The 14381-nt window shown below is 58.6% G+C and carries 13 protein-coding genes; 9 read left to right on the forward strand and 4 right to left on the reverse strand.

Annotated elements, in window-relative coordinates; all coding sequences use genetic code 11:
* Positions 1-118 precede the first annotated feature (118 nt).
* The 6 genes from rraA (at position 119) to HZR81_RS09650 (ending at position 4575) form a co-directional block, all read left to right on the forward strand.
* Entirely contained in the window at positions 119-607 is a 489-nt protein-coding gene (gene rraA, locus HZR81_RS09625; protein WP_110777103.1) for a ribonuclease E activity regulator RraA, read from the forward strand.
* An 82-nt stretch (positions 608-689) separates the two neighbouring features.
* On the forward strand, positions 690-1685 hold the full coding sequence (gene cmaX, locus HZR81_RS09630; RefSeq protein ID WP_162621608.1) for a divalent cation transporter CmaX: 996 nt from the start codon (positions 690-692) through the stop codon (positions 1683-1685).
* A 56-nt stretch (positions 1686-1741) separates the two neighbouring features.
* Complete coding sequence (locus HZR81_RS09635; RefSeq protein WP_110777102.1) at positions 1742-1984, forward strand: CrfX protein; 243 nt, start codon at positions 1742-1744, stop codon at positions 1982-1984.
* A 2-nt stretch (positions 1985-1986) separates the two neighbouring features.
* Entirely contained in the window at positions 1987-2811 is an 825-nt protein-coding gene (locus HZR81_RS09640; RefSeq protein WP_500127965.1) for a mechanosensitive ion channel family protein, read from the forward strand.
* Positions 2812-2895: 84 nt separating this feature from the next.
* On the forward strand, positions 2896-3486 hold the full coding sequence (gene sigX / locus HZR81_RS09645) for an RNA polymerase sigma factor SigX (protein ID WP_063543062.1): 591 nt from the start codon (positions 2896-2898) through the stop codon (positions 3484-3486).
* A 99-nt stretch (positions 3487-3585) separates the two neighbouring features.
* Positions 3586-4575 (forward strand): OmpA family protein, encoded by a 990-nt coding sequence (locus HZR81_RS09650; RefSeq protein ID WP_500127966.1) that lies wholly within the window; start codon positions 3586-3588, stop codon positions 4573-4575.
* 214 nt (positions 4576-4789) lie between these two features.
* Here the strand turns inward: HZR81_RS09650 and acnB are convergent, their stop codons facing one another.
* On the reverse strand, positions 4790-7399 hold the full coding sequence (gene acnB / locus HZR81_RS09655; protein ID WP_500128006.1) for a bifunctional aconitate hydratase 2/2-methylisocitrate dehydratase: 2610 nt from the start codon (positions 7397-7399) through the stop codon (positions 4790-4792).
* A gap of 410 nt (positions 7400-7809) precedes the next feature.
* Between acnB and HZR81_RS09660 the strand changes: the two genes are divergently transcribed.
* A complete protein-coding gene (locus HZR81_RS09660) occupies positions 7810-8286 on the forward strand; it encodes a DUF1289 domain-containing protein (RefSeq protein WP_500127967.1) in 477 nt (158 codons plus the stop codon).
* A 36-nt stretch (positions 8287-8322) separates the two neighbouring features.
* Here HZR81_RS09660 and HZR81_RS09665 read toward each other — a convergent pair whose 3' ends face one another.
* Positions 8323-9183: a universal stress protein gene (locus HZR81_RS09665; RefSeq protein WP_500127968.1), complete on the reverse strand. Its 861-nt coding sequence runs from the start codon at positions 9181-9183 to the stop codon at positions 8323-8325.
* A gap of 176 nt (positions 9184-9359) precedes the next feature.
* On the opposite strand from HZR81_RS09665, the gene HZR81_RS09670 reads away from it, so the two are divergent.
* Positions 9360-9965 carry a MiaE family protein gene (locus HZR81_RS09670; protein ID WP_063543054.1) on the forward strand — a complete coding sequence of 202 codons (606 nt, stop codon included), beginning with the start codon at positions 9360-9362 and terminating at the stop codon, positions 9963-9965.
* Here HZR81_RS09670 and lpxH read toward each other — a convergent pair.
* Both lpxH and HZR81_RS09680 read right to left on the reverse strand, forming a co-directional pair.
* Complete coding sequence (lpxH, locus tag HZR81_RS09675) at positions 9962-10684, reverse strand: UDP-2,3-diacylglucosamine diphosphatase (protein WP_063543052.1); 723 nt, start codon at positions 10682-10684, stop codon at positions 9962-9964. The two genes, HZR81_RS09670 and lpxH, sit on opposite strands and share 4 nt — an antisense overlap.
* 6 nt (positions 10685-10690) lie before the next feature.
* Positions 10691-11185 (reverse strand): peptidylprolyl isomerase, encoded by a 495-nt coding sequence (locus HZR81_RS09680; RefSeq protein ID WP_063543050.1) that lies wholly within the window; start codon positions 11183-11185, stop codon positions 10691-10693.
* 1197 nt (positions 11186-12382) lie between these two features.
* Between HZR81_RS09680 and ltrA the strand changes: the two genes are divergently transcribed.
* Positions 12383-14122, forward strand: a complete 1740-nt coding sequence (gene ltrA / locus HZR81_RS09685) for a group II intron reverse transcriptase/maturase (RefSeq protein WP_500127969.1) — start codon at positions 12383-12385, stop codon at positions 14120-14122.
* Positions 14123-14381 lie beyond the last annotated feature (259 nt).

A 14381-nucleotide genomic window follows, 5' to 3' on the forward strand; every position in this document is an offset into this window, starting at 1 on the left:
GTCAGCCCCGTTTTCATTTGCACCGAAAATCCCTGTCCGTTCCGCCACTGGCCGCTTGCGGCTAATATGTCGCGCCAGATGGTTCAAAGGTCGTTATCCCTAGCAGAAGGAGCTTTCCATGCAATACGTCACGCCTGATCTGTGCGACGCCTATCCTGACCTGGTGCAGGTCGTCGAACCACTGTTCAGCAATTTCGGTGGCCGCGACTCCTTCGGCGGAGAGATCGTGACCATCAAGTGCTTCGAGGACAACTCACTGGTCAAGGATCAGGTTGATGTCGATGGTACTGGCAAGGTGATGGTTGTCGACGGCGGCGGCTCTTTGCGTCGCGCCCTGCTGGGTGACATGCTCGCCGAGAAAGCGGCACGCAACGGCTGGGAAGGCCTGATCATCTACGGCTGTGTGCGCGACGTCGATGTTCTCGCGCAGACTGAGCTGGGCGTGCAGGCGCTGGCCAGCCACCCGATGAAGACTGACAAGCGTGGTATCGGCGATCTCAACGTTCCAGTGACTTTCTGCGGCGTGACATTCCGCCCGGGCGAATACGTTTATGCCGACAATAACGGCATCATCGTGTCGCCGGAGCCGCTGTCCATGCCGGAGTAATCCGCTGCACTGGCGGGGCATACCCGCTATTTGTTCCGAGCCCGGCGACGCCGGGCTTTTCATGAGTGACGACGATACATCGATGCGGGAATTTCACAGCGAGCAAAACGGCCTGATCCACGCGTTTGTTCTGGATGGCAGCGGCGGTGCCCGACAGATCGGCTATCAGGACCTGCCTACCCTGCAACTGAAGGGGCATGAAAGCCTCTGGTTGCACTGGGATCGCAGCCAGCCCCAGGCGCAGCATTGGTTGCGCAGGCAGAGCGGACTCGGTGCCTTTGCCTGCGATGTGCTGCTGGAAGAGAACACGCGGCCTCGCATGCTGGCCTTGCCTCAGGAGGAGCTGCTGCTTTTCCTGCGCGGCGTCAATCTGAACCCCGATGCAGAACCGGAAGACATGGTGTCCGTGCGCGTGTTCGCCGACCGGCAACGGGTCATTTCTCTTCGACTGCGACCATTGCGCTCTACGGAGGTGGTCATACAGCTGCTGTCGGAGGGAAGGGGGCCGAAAACCGCGTCTGAACTGCTGATCTATCTCGCTGAGGCGATGACCGATCGCGTCGATGATCTCGTCATGCAGCTCTCCGAGCGGATCGATAAGGAAGAAGAAGCGCTTGAGGCGAACGAGCGCTACACCCCCGAGCACGATTCGATGCTCTCCTTGCGTCGGCAGGCGGCAGGCCTGCGCCGGTTCCTGCTGCCCCAGCGGGAGCTCTACGGTCAGCTGACGCGCAACAGATTGAGCTGGTTCGTCGAGGACGACACCGAGTATTGGAACGAGCTCAGCAACCGTTTGATCCGTTATCTCGAAGAGCTCGAAATGGTCCGGGAGCGGATCAATCTGGTGCTGGAGTCGGAACACCGCAGGCTGAGCGAGCGGATGAACCGAACCATGTATCTGCTTGCTATCATTACTGGCTTTTTTCTGCCGCTCAGCTTTCTCACGGGGTTGCTCGGAATCAACGTCGGGGGCATACCTGGTGCCGACTTCCCGTACGGGTTCGCCGTAGCCTGCGCGCTGATAGGCAGTATCGCCTTGCTGCAATGGTGGATGCTACGGCGCCTCCGCTGGCTCTGAATGTGACTCCCGACCGGCCATAGACCGTCTAGGCCACATACTTTAGCGAGGTTTGCATGCGCGATCCCTTTGAAGAATCCCTGCGAGATCTGCTCAACAAGCCCTCCGTGCACGATGACGATGCCTGCCTGGGGCGAGTGCTGAAGACGGCCAACCGGCAGGTGGGCGCTGGCGACCTGTTTGCTCTGGTAGGGCACTGGCTCGAAGCATTGCTGATGGGCGTCAATAGCGGCTCGCGACATCTCGCACCGGTTTCCCGCCGGGCTGCTTCCAACCGTTCTTTCGATAAGGCTGATTGATCATGGAATTCGATCCCTGGACCCAAAGTCTGCTGTCGGCGATGAGCTCGCTTTGGGCATCTGTAGCGGCCTTTATTCCCCGTCTGTTCGGCGCCGTGGTCGTCGTATTGCTCGGGTTCGTGGTAGCCAAGCTACTCGATACCTTGTTATCCAAAGTGCTGGCCAAGGTCGGATTGGATCGGCTGATGGCCGGAACCGGGCTTACCAAACTGTTGGGCCGAGCGGGCATACGCATTCCGGTCTCAGCCTTGATCGGTAAGGTGGTGTATTGGTTCGTGCTGCTGATCTTCCTGGTCTCGGCCGCCGAATCGCTGGGGCTGGAGCGCGTTTCGGCAACCCTCGACATGCTTGCGCTCTATGTGCCGAAGGTCTTCGGCGCTGCGTTGGTTCTGCTCGCTGGTGTCCTGCTGGCGCAGTTGTTGAGCGGTCTGGTTCGAGGCGCCGCCGAGGGTGTCGGCCTTGATTACGCGAATGGTTTGGCGCGAATGGCGCAGGGCCTGGTGATAATCATCAGCATTTCCGTGGCGATTGGGCAGCTCGAGGTCAAGACCGAGCTGCTCAATTATGTGATTGCCATCGTTCTGATCACGGTCGGCCTCGCGGTTGCGCTGGCCCTTGGTCTCGGTAGTCGTGAGCTGGTAAGTCAGATACTGGCTGGAATCTATGTGCGTGAGCTCTACGAAGTGGGTCAGAAGATACGGCTGCCAGACATGGAAGGCCAGATCGAGGAAATCGGTACGGTGAAAACCTTATTGCTTACCGATGACGGCGAGCTGATGTCCGTGGCGAACAAAGTGCTACTCGAACAGCGAGTCGGCAGCCGCTAGCCCTGAGTATCTGGTAAAGTACGTCGCCTTTTTTCCGGTTTCCATGATTGGCGGCCGAGATTTTGACTGCCGGCTCGAAGCGTCTTGACTAAAACCCCAACGTCCATTTCGCGCTACGATCCACGCCAGCTCAGCGATGAAGAGCTGGTGCGGCATGCTCACGTCGAACTGTTTCATATAACCCGAGCGTATGAAGAGCTGATGCGTCGCTATCAGCGCACGTTGTTCAATGTTTGTGCACGTTACTTGGGGAACGAGCGGGATGCCGATGACGTATGCCAGGAAGTTATGCTCAAGGTGTTATATGGGTTGAAGAACTTCGAAGGTAAATCGAAGTTCAAAACATGGCTCTATAGCATCACTTACAACGAATGCATTACGCAATATCGTAAAGAGCGCCGCAAACGGCGCCTGCTCGATGCGCTTAGCCTCGATCCGCTGGAAGAAGCATCCGATGAGAAGGCGCCTAAACTCGAAGAGAAGGCGGGTCTGGATCGTTGGTTGGTGCATGTAAACCCGATCGATCGGGAGATATTGGTGTTGCGTTTTGTTGCTGAACTCGAGTTTCAGGAAATCGCCGATATCATGCACATGGGGCTTAGCGCGACGAAGATGCGTTACAAGCGCGCACTGGACAAGCTGCGGGAAAAATTTTCCGATCAAAGTGAAACTTAGCCCGTCAAACTTGTCTTACCCGTAGCGAACAGCTTGGGCATACATGCAACCGGGTTCCTTAGATTGTTCTGATACTAACCACCAGATGGGGATTTACGGATGAAACTTAAAAACACCTTAGGCGTCGTAATCGGTTCGATAGTCGCCGCGACTTCTCTCGGCGCGCTGGCTCAAGGACAGGGTGCCGTAGAGGTGGAGGCGTTCGGTAAGCTCTATTTCACTGACAGCTCGCGCGACGTTCAGCGTGATGGCGAATTGTATGGCGCTGGCGCCAGCTATTTTCTTACCGACGATGTTTCGTTGGGTCTCTCCTACGGCGAATACCATGACCTGACCTCTAAGGAGCCGGGCGCCGATGGTAGTCACAAGAACATCAAGGGCAGCCTGACTTCCCTCGATGCTGCCTATCATTTTGGCGCTCCGGGTGTTGGTCTGCGTCCGTACGTCTCCGCTGGCGTTGCGCATCAGAGCATTGGCCAGGCCGCCCGCAGTGGTCGTGACCGCAGCACCTTCGCCAACGTGGGTACTGGCGTGAAGTACTACTTCACCGAGAACTTCTTCGCCAAGGCGAGCGTTGACGGCATGTACAACATCGATGCCGACGAAGCCGAGTGGATGGCTGGCGTTGGTGTCGGCCTGAACTTCGGTGGCGGCGCCCGTCAGGTTGCAGCCGTTGAGCCGACTCCGGAACCGGCTCCGGCTCCGATCGTTGACACCGAGCCGGAACCGGCTCCGGAAGTCGTACGCGTCGAGCTGGACGTCAAGTTCGACTTCGACAAGTCGCGCGTCCGCGAAGAAAGCTACAGCGACATCAAGAACCTCGCTGATTTCATGCAGCAGTACCCGCAAACCACCACCGTGGTCGAAGGTCACACCGACTCCGTTGGCACCGACCAGTACAACCAGCGCTTGTCCGAGCGTCGTGCTGAAGCAGTACGCAACGTTCTGGTCAACGAGTATGGCGTTGAAGGCGGTCGTGTGAACTCCGTCGGTTATGGCGAATCTCGTCCAGTTGCTGATAACTCCACCGAGGAAGGTCGTCAGATCAACCGTCGTGTTGAGGCCGAGGTAGAAGCTCAGGTTCAGTAATGCTGAGCTGAAGCCTTCAAGCTCGAAAAGCCCGGCATAGTCCGGGCTTTTCTTTGTCTGTAGTAAAAGTGCCGCCGCTGTGCTTCGGGCCGCGGCTGGCGGCTGCGATGCTGCCGTATACAAATGGTTGACCGGATAAACATCAGCCGGCGAAGAAATCCGTGGGCATAAAAAACCCCGCCGAAGCGGGGTTTTTTATTGCATTACAGCGTCATCAGACTTCGACGACCTTGATCTTGGCCTTTTCCGCAGCGTCACGGAACTCGGCGATCTGGTCGAAGGACAGGTAGCGATAGATGTCGGCAGCCATGCTGTCGATGTTCTTCGCGTACTCCATGTACTCCGCAACAGTCGGCAGCTTGCCGATGATGGAGGCTACCGCTGCCAGTTCGGCCGAGGCCAGGTATACATTGGTGGCGTCGCCGAGGCGGTTCGGGAAGTTACGGGTCGAAGTGGAGACGACGGTCGAGCCGGTCTGAACACGAGCCTGGTTACCCATGCACAGGGAGCAGCCCGGCATTTCCATGCGCGCGCCAGCCTTGCCGTAGATGCCGTAGTAGCCTTCTTCGGTCAGCTGGTGAGCGTCCATCTTGGTCGGCGGAGCCAGCCACAGACGGGTCGGAATACCACCCTTGACCTTGTCGAGCAGCTTGCCGGCAGCGCGGAAGTGGCCGATGTTGGTCATGCAGGAACCGATGAAGACTTCATCGATCTTCTCGCCAGCAACGGTGGACAGCAGGCGGGCATCGTCCGGGTCGTTCGGTGCGCAGAGCACGGGCTCTTTCACTTCGGACAGGTCGATTTCGATCACAGCGGCGTATTCAGCGTCCTTGTCGGCTTCCAGCAGCTTCGGATCGGCCAGCCAGGCTTCCATCGCCTGGGCACGACGCTCGAGGGTGCGAGCATCGCCATAGCCCTCGCTGATCATCCAGCGCAGCATGGTGATGTTCGACTTCAGGTACTCGGCGATCGACTCTTCCGGCAGCTTGATGGTGCAACCGGCAGCCGAACGCTCGGCGGAGGCGTCGGACAGCTCGAACGCCTGCTCGACGGTCAGCTGGTTCAGACCTTCGATCTCGAGGATGCGGCCGGAGAAGATGTTCTTCTTGCCTTTCTTCTCGACAGTCAGCAGGCCTTGCTGAATGGCGTAGTAGGGAATCGCATGAACCAGGTCGCGCAGTGTGATGCCCGGCTGCATTTGGCCCTTGAAGCGCACCAGTACGGATTCCGGCATGTCCAGCGGCATGACGCCAGTGGCGGCAGCGAAGGCGACCAGGCCGGAACCGGCCGGGAAGGAGATACCGATCGGGAAGCGGGTGTGCGAGTCACCACCGGTACCAACGGTATCCGGCAGCAGCATGCGGTTCAGCCAGCTGTGAATGATGCCGTCGCCCGGACGCAGCGACACGCCGCTGCGGTTCATGATGAAGTCCGGCAGGGTGTGATGGGTATTGACGTCGATCGGCTTCGGATAGGCCGCGGTGTGGCAGAACGACTGCATCACCAGGTCGGCGGAGAAGCCGAGGCAGGCCAGGTCCTTCAGCTCGTCGCGGGTCATCGGGCCAGTGGTGTCCTGGGAGCCGACGGTGGTCATCTTCGGCTCGCAGTAGGTGCCCGGGCGAACGCCTTGGCCTTCCGGCAGACCGCATGCGCGACCGACCATCTTCTGTGCGAGGGTGAAGCCTTTGCCGCTATCAGCCGGCGCTTCCGGCTTCTTGAACAGGGTGGACGGAGCCAGACCCAGCTCGGCGCGGGCCTTCTCGGTCAGGCCGCGACCGATGATCAGCGGGATACGACCGCCAGCACGGACTTCGTCCAGCAGCACGTCGGTTTTCAGCTCGAAAGTGGTGATGACTTCATCGGTGCCGTGCTTGCAAACCTTGCCAGCGTACGGATAGACGTCGATCACGTCGCCCATGGCGAGGTTGCTGCAATCGAACTCGATCGGCAGGGCGCCGGCATCTTCCATGGTGTTGTAGAAGATAGGAGCGATCTTGGTGCCGAAGCAGAAGCCACCGGCGCGCTTGTTCGGTACGTTCGGAATGTCATCACCGAAGAACCACAGCACGGAGTTGGTGGCCGACTTGCGCGAAGAACCGGTGCCGACCACGTCGCCGACGTATGCAACCGGGAAGCCCTTGGCTTTCAGTTCTTCCATCTGCTTGATCGGGCCAACCGAGCCCGGCACGTCCGGGTTGATGCCATCACGGGCCATTTTCAGCATGGCCCGGGCGTGCAGCGGGATGTCCGGGCGCGACCAGGCATCCGGAGCCGGCGACAGGTCGTCGGTGTTGGTTTCACCAGTGACCTTGAACACGGACAGGGTGATCTTTTCGGCAACCGCCGGGCGGTTGGTGAACCACTCGCCTTCGGCCCAGGACTGCATGACGGCCTTGGCGTGCTGGCTGCCGGCCTTGGCCTTCTCGGCGACGTCATGGAAGGCGTCGAACATCAGCAGGGTGTGCTTCAGTTGCTCGGCGGCGACTGCGCCCAGTTCCGCGCTGTCCAGCAGCTCGACCAGGGTGGCGATGTTGTAGCCGCCCTGCATGGTGCCCAGCAGTTCGACGGCACGCTGCTTGCTCAGCAGCGGAGAAGAGGTTTCGCCCTTGGCCAGGGCGGACAGGAAGCCGGCCTTGACGTAGGCAGCCTCGTCGACGCCCGCGGGGACGCGGTTGGTGATCAGGTCAACGAGGAATGCTTCTTCGCCCGCTGGCGGGTTCTTCAGCAATTCGATCAGGCCGGCGGTCTGTTCGGCGTTCAGCGGCTGGGGCACAACGCCCTGGGCGGCACGCTCTTCTACGTGTTTGCGATAGGCTTCAAGCACAGTTTTTACCCTCATCATTGGTCCCTTGGGTGTTTCGGGACGCGCATCCGGAAGCTGTTTTCAAAGTTTTACGCCGGGCGGGCGAGGCCGGATGGGCAGGAGAAAGGCAAATCCGCGCATCCGGCACGCAGCCGGTTCAACTGTGCTCGTGACGCTTTGAAAACAGCTTCGTATGGAATGTGGCGCCAAAAACGGCGGGCTGAGTCTACTGGAAATGGCTCGTGAAGTTAAGTCGAGGACCGCTTGCTGTGGGTGTTGCGCCAGCGCCTGTCGGCTCGCCACGAATGCGCTGAGCACCGTCTGGCCTGGGCTTCAGCGTGATTTGCCGCCATCCGGACGTCAGCGCGAGTGACCCTGGTAGGACAAAAGTCTAAGATGCTCAGCCCGTACTCCATGCCGCTTTTCTGCTCATGTCCACTCAGCGCATCAAAACTCCTTGCGTAGGCCTCTGTTCGACCGTGTACGGCGATGTCGTCTGTCGCGGCTGCAAGCGCTTTCACCACGAGGTGGTCAACTGGAACGCATACGCTGAACAGGAAAAGTTGGCGGTCTGGCGGCGCCTCGAGATTCTTCTCGCTCAGGTGATGGTGGCGAAACTCGAGATCTTCGATGCCGTGCTGCTGCGGCAGCAGTTGGAAGCGAGGCAGATTCGCTTCGTGGCCGAGCAATCTCCCTACTGCTGGGCTTATCAGCTGATCGCGCGCGGTGCCCGGCTTATCCAACAGCTGGACGCGTACGGAATCAGTCTGCTGCCCGAGTTTCGCGACTGGGCGCTGCCTGAGCTGCGAGATGCCATTGACCGAGAGTTTTTTCTACTTTCCGAGGCCCACTACGATCGCTATATCGCTCCGCAATTCATACGCCAGGGTATGGATCTGAGGGTGTGAAGGCGAAAGCCTCTGGCGAGGCTTCCGCGCATGGGGTCAATGGCGCACAAGGTCTTCCAGGTGATCGATGATGTCATCTGGCTTGAGTACCAGGACGTCGCTTTCCAGCGTATCGAGTACCACTTCCGCAGTATTGCCCATGAGGGCGCCCGAGAATCCGGTTCGTGCCACAGTTCCGATGATGGTTACGACCGCATTGAGCTGATGGCAAACGCGGGGAATCAATGCATCGGCCGGCCCTTCGACTAGATGCAGACGTTCGTTCGGGATAGCGAAATCTTCCTGAAATTGCTTGCAGGCGTCGCGATATCTCGCCTCGATGGTCTCTTTCAGCTGAAAGGCTGGATCTGCGGCAGACAACATCGCCGATGGATGGGCGCTGATGACGTGGAGATTGCCATCGGCGAGGTTGGCGATCTCGAATCCGTGATTGACGATGGTCGTATGCAGCGTGCGGTGTTCGAGGTCGGCGTTGCCAACGTCCACGGCGGCGAGGATGTTGCCGCCGGTCCATGGCTTGTCGGTTTTAACCATCAATACCGGGCAGGGGCAGTAGCGCAGCAGCTTCCAGTCCTCCGGAGTCAGCAGGGCGCGCTTCAGTGGATTGTCCGGCACGTGCTGCTTCACCACCAGGCCGCAGCCTTTTGCTTGTTGCACGCTGATGATGGTCTGGTGGACGCTCTCGTGCCACGCCTGTTGCGTAGTCGTCTGATGGCCTTCGGATTCGAGCTGCTCTCGCAATGCGTTCAGGTGTGCGCTGTGGTCGTGTCTGGTGTCGCAGATCAGCAGATGCAGGTGTGATTGGCTGACGGACGAGATCAGGCGTGCTCGTTTCAAGGCCAGCTCTTGTGGCTGGTTCGGGTCAATTACCACGAGGATGCAGCGAATGGCTTGCATGATCGGCTCCATTTCCTGATGCGGGTTGGTCAACTATAGACAAGCCTGCGACGCCAGTTGTGATGTATATCAAGCAAGACTGGCTGCTCCGCGCGGCATTCGTATAATGCCCGCGCGGTGTCGGCCGGCACCACGCGATGACCCAGTATTTTGTTCCTGAATATGCAAGGTTCGACATGCTTCCTGATCTGAATGAGTTCCTCGCCTGCGTCACTCCCGCTGCCTGGGTAGACGCTGCCTTGCAGAATCAGGACGTGATGCTGATCGACCACGGCAACTGCGAAAAAAAGGCAGCGGGGTCGGCGTTCCAGTTGATGTTCCGCTATGTCGACAAGCCGGATCTGCAGAACAAGATGTCGCGTCTGGCGCGGGAGGAGTTGCGCCATTTCGAGCAGGTGCTGGCGATCATCCGTCGCCGCGAGATCGAGTTGCGCAATGTTGGCTCGTCTCGTTATGCCGCCGGTTTGCGCGAGCTCGTACGCAATCATGAGCCCTATCGACTGACCGACACGCTGGTGATCGGTGCCTTTATCGAGGCGCGCTCTTGCGAGCGCTTCGCCATGTTGGTACCGCACCTGGATGAAGAGCTGGGCAAGTTCTATCACGGGCTGCTCAAGTCGGAAGCGCGGCACTTCCAGGATTACCTGAAGCTGGCCTATCAGTACGGCGACGCCGCCGATGTGGATGCCACCATCGTTCGGGTGCGCGAGCGGGAACGGGAATTGATCGAAAGCCCGGACAGCGAGTTCCGGTTTCACAGCGGCGTGCCGCTGGCAGCCTAGCTCAGGGCGAATGGCGCCTGGTGGTAGCCGTTTTCATCCACCTGCAGTGCCCATCCCTGCCGATCCCAGTCGCCCAGCACGATCCGTTTGGCGGGTTGGCCATTCACCACGAAGTCGTGGGTTGCCGGTCGATGAGTATGACCGTGGATCAGCGTGCGAACGCCATGTTCGGCCAGCACGCCGGGTATCAGTTCCGGGGTGACGTCGATGATGTCGCTGGCTTTCATGCGGGTCTGGCTGCGGCTTTCGTTGCGCAGCTTGCGGGCGAGTTTCCGGCGAGTCGCGAGCGGAAGATGGCGCAGAACGAACAGGCTGACGGGGTTGCGCAGCAGCCGGCGTAGCCGCATGTAGCCTTCATCGCGGGTACACAGACTGTCGCCGTGCATCAGCAGTACCGGCTCGCCGCAGAGCTGGACCACACTCGGGTCAGCCAGCAGCTTGCAGCCGGCCTTGCGGCAGAAGGTCTGGCCGAGCATGAAGTCGCGGTTGCCGTGCATCAGATAGATTCTGACGCCGCGCTCGCTCAACGCACGCAGGGCGCGGGCAATCGATTCCTGGAACGGCGTCATGGCGTCGTCGCCGATCCAGACCTCGAAGAAGTCACCGAGAATGTATAGGGCTTCGGCCTGGGTAGCGCGCGTCGCGAGAAAATGCAGAAACGCCCGGGTGATGTCCGGGCGTTCCTCTTCCAGATGCAGATCTGAGATCAGCAGGATCACTCGCGATTACTCGACGATCTCGGCCTTCTCGATCACCACGTCCTCGACCGGGACGTCCTGGTGGCCGGACTTCATGGTCGTTGCCACACCCTTGATCTTCTCGACCACATCCATGCCCTCGGTCACCTCGCCGAACACGGCATAGCCCCAACCCTGTACGGTAGGCGCACTGTGATCGAGGAAGTCGTTGTCCTTCACGTTGATGAAGAACTGCGCGGACGCCGAATGCGGTTCCATGGTGCGCGCCATGGCCAGAGTGCCGGTTTTGTTCGACAGACCATTGTTGGCCTCGTTCTTGATCGGCGCGCGAGTGGACTTCTGCTTCATGCCTGGCTCGAAACCGCCGCCCTGGATCATGAAATTGCTGATCACGCGATGGAAGATGGTGCCGTCGTAGTGGCCGCTCTTCACATATTCCTTGAAGTTGGCAGTGGTTTCCGGAGCCTTGTCTTCGAACAGATTGACGGTGATGACGCCGTAGTTGGTGTGCAGTTTGATCATCGGGAGGGGTTCCGTTTCGTTGGTGCGGGCGCGCCGCTGCAAGGGTCGTCGTTACCGAGTGCCGCCAGTCACTGATGGCGGTATCCCCTGAGCGCATTGCTCTGTCAGGGGGTTGACGGGTCCGCTATGATAGGCGCTTTGGTGCGACACGTGTGCACGTGTCGCGCTTGGTTTGGTTAACTGCACCATGGCTCCAAACCCTTTGTTTCAAGGGGTTAATGCTTAAAACAGCAGCTAATGTACCCGGCTCAGCCTGGTAATCCTACGCTTCGGACGCTCTGCGTTTTTACGAGGCTAGGCAATGAATCTGCATCAATTCGCACCCAAAATGGGTCCGCAATGGGGTGTAGAAACCAGAAAGTTGCAATCTAGCCTAGCTCGATTGTTACAAATAATGTCTAACCCAGAGGGTGAATTCCGCCCTCTGGGCAGATTTCGTCCCTCACGTTGGGCATCGAGCCTTTATCACCGTCGTGAGACGTTGGGGGACGTTAAACCAAGCGCGGAGCGTCAAGCTCCGAATCGCATTGCTCAGCTCTGCTTGTTTAGGGAGTACCGAGCCTGGCGTGTACCCGCCAGTTCATTAGATCGGCATGCGTCAGGGGCCAACCCTGAGGTGTGAAGCCCGATTAACAATGTCTCGCTCGCAAGAGGGTGTTATCCGGTGACGGAGAACGCTTCACGTCCGAATTGCACGGACGCGACGAGGCTAATGACCTATCCCGCATGGCTAACGCATGTGAATCGTCGCCAGAACCCTCGTAACTATCGACGGGCCTACGGCAATTATTGGCCTCAGCCAAAAACGGCATAGCAGTTGGCATCACAGTCAAAGCTTGTGGTGCGGTACCACACAACTGTCGGGGGATAGACGAAGCCTAAACGGGGAATAGATGCGACTCGGGGAACGTGGCAATCCCGAACACTCGCCTGGTCAGCAACATCGGTCAGGCAGGCAAACCGCAAGGGGCGCTGATGGGTGTGGGGAATGGGAGGATGCAAAAAGCGAAGGGCTGCCTGTAATGGGTGGCATACCGGTTGAAACATCACCGGCAGGGGCAACCCTGGCTGACGTGCATCTGGTTTACGAGCGCAAAACATAGCCGCTGATTCCAGCGATAACAAACGACCCTATGGGCGACTACTGCCCATAGGGGAGTAGTCCGTCCTGAATGTCGTGCATACCAGGAGGACAGTATGAAAACGCAACCAGCAGCACCGGTCGCGTCTGCGTCCTTCGACGGGATGACGAACTGGCACGATCTAGATTGGGCCAGGATTCAACAATCCGTTCGGAAGATGCAGCTAAAGATTGCGCAGGCAACTGGGGAAGGCGACTGGCGCAGGGTTAAACGCCTGCAACGACTGCTGACCCACTCGTTCTATGGCCGCTGTCTGGCTGTAAGGCGAGTCACGGAGAACCGGGGTCGCAAGACGCCGGGTGTCGATGGAGAAACCTGGGGAACGCCTCAGGCCAAGCTCCAGGCCGTGGGACGTCTGTCGAAAAAGCGAGGCTATCGGCCCAAGCCGCTACGGCGGGTATGGATACCGAAGCCCGGCAAGCCAGAGAAACGCCCACTGGGTATCCCGACGATGTTGGATCGGGCCATGCAGGCGCTGTATCTGCAAGCGTTGGAACCTGTAATCGAAAGCACCAGCGATCCGAAATCCTATGGATTTCGCCCAGATCGTTCGACTGCTGACGCAATGGTCGAGCTTTTCCACCTGCTGTCGCCACAAACGGCGCCGGTCTGGATTCTGGAAGGCGACATCAAAGGTTTCTTCGACAACATCAACCATGAATGGCTGTGCCGGAATGTTCCGATGGACAGGACGGTGCTGCGCAAGTGGTTGAAGGCCGGGGTTATCGACCGGCGACAACTCATGGCTACGGAGGCCGGGACGCCGCAGGGAGGAATTATCTCGCCCTGTCTGGCAAACGCCACCTTGAATGGCTTGGAAACCCAACTGAAGCGCCATCTGGTGCAGAAATTGGGAGCCAAAAAAGCTAAGAAGATCAAAGTGCAGTGTGTGCGCTATGCGGATGACTTTGTCGTTACGGCAGCCTCGAAAGAGCTGCTGGAGGACGAGGTCAAGCCATGGGTAGAGCAATTTCTGTCGGTACGAGGAGTTGCGCTGTCACAGGCGAAAACGCAGATCACGCACATCAATCAAGGCTTCGATTTTCTAGGGTGGAGTTTCAGGAAGTACGTGCCGAAATCGCCGTATAGGAAGGCCAAGCTGCTGATCAAACCCTCGAAGAAGAACGCCTCGGCGTTCTATCGGAAAGTGCGAGAGATCATCAAAAACAGCGGGGCACTGACGCAGGATGCGTTGATCGGCCAGCTGAACCCGGTACTGAAGGGGTGGGCGCAATACCACTCCCCGGTCGTGGCAAAACAGACCTTCAGCAAGCTGGATAGCCTGATTTTCTGGCGACTCTGGAGGTGGGCGAAGCGTAGGCACTCGAAGAAGTCGGCTGACTGGATCAGGAATAAATACTTCCGATCCATAGGTGGGCAGAACTGGGTGTTTGCGTATCCCTACAAAAATGGCAAGGGAGAAAGGCATTACCGACAGCTGTACAAGCTGGCGGAAACCGCAATCGTGCGTCACAAGCGTTTACCGGGTGAGTATCAGCCCTACGACGCGGCGCATGAGCTGAAGTGGGAGGCGTTGAGGGTCCAGCGGATGCAGCACAAGCTGCGTTATCGGGGGCAAATACTCAGCATCTTCCGCAGACAGAAGGGGCTTTGTGCCCTGTGCGGGCATGCGATCAGCAAGGAGACCGGTTGGCACGACCATCACGTCATCAGGCGTGTGGACGGCGGACCGGATACCTTGAGCAATCGCGTGCTGCTTCATCCCAACTGTCATGCGCTGGTGCACAGCCGGCGTGAAAAGGTAACTCTGCGATACGGTGGTCTGGAATGTTAAGATCACGCGACATTGTTGCCGGTCAGCCATCAGCTGACTTTTCGTAAACTTGAGCCGTATGCGGTGAAAGCCGCACGTACGGTTCTTAGGGGGGGACGGGCCAGTAATGGCCTGTCCCTACCCGACATTTGGTCGGCCTACCCTGAGAGGGCATTTACAAGCTACTGCACTCGGCCCTGCGACGTTGAAATGGTCTCAAAATGCTTAAGTACGACTTTGTACATTCCGCTTTTTGCGCTGATCTCACTGCCTGGCCATC

The organism is Pseudomonas sp. LM13, from assembly GCF_041381355.1.
Classification (GTDB): domain Bacteria; phylum Pseudomonadota; class Gammaproteobacteria; order Pseudomonadales; family Pseudomonadaceae; genus Stutzerimonas; species Stutzerimonas frequens.

Excerpts from the sequence above, each read along its gene's own strand:
- rraA (WP_110777103.1), top strand. The coding sequence starts at position 119 with ATGCAATACGTCACGCCTGATCTGTGCGACGCCTATCCTGACCTGGTG.
- cmaX (WP_162621608.1), top strand. The coding sequence starts at position 690 with ATGCGGGAATTTCACAGCGAGCAAAACGGCCTGATCCACGCGTTTGTT.
- HZR81_RS09635 (WP_110777102.1), top strand. The coding sequence starts at position 1,742 with ATGCGCGATCCCTTTGAAGAATCCCTGCGAGATCTGCTCAACAAGCCC.
- HZR81_RS09640 (WP_500127965.1), top strand. The coding sequence starts at position 1,987 with ATGGAATTCGATCCCTGGACCCAAAGTCTGCTGTCGGCGATGAGCTCG.
- HZR81_RS09650 (WP_500127966.1), top strand. The coding sequence starts at position 3,586 with ATGAAACTTAAAAACACCTTAGGCGTCGTAATCGGTTCGATAGTCGCC.
- HZR81_RS09660 (WP_500127967.1), top strand. The coding sequence starts at position 7,810 with ATGTCCACTCAGCGCATCAAAACTCCTTGCGTAGGCCTCTGTTCGACC.
- HZR81_RS09665 (WP_500127968.1), bottom strand. The coding sequence starts at position 9,183 with ATGCAAGCCATTCGCTGCATCCTCGTGGTAATTGACCCGAACCAGCCA.
- HZR81_RS09670 (WP_063543054.1), top strand. The coding sequence starts at position 9,360 with ATGCTTCCTGATCTGAATGAGTTCCTCGCCTGCGTCACTCCCGCTGCC.
- HZR81_RS09680 (WP_063543050.1), bottom strand. The coding sequence starts at position 11,185 with ATGATCAAACTGCACACCAACTACGGCGTCATCACCGTCAATCTGTTC.
- ltrA (WP_500127969.1), top strand. The coding sequence starts at position 12,383 with ATGAAAACGCAACCAGCAGCACCGGTCGCGTCTGCGTCCTTCGACGGG.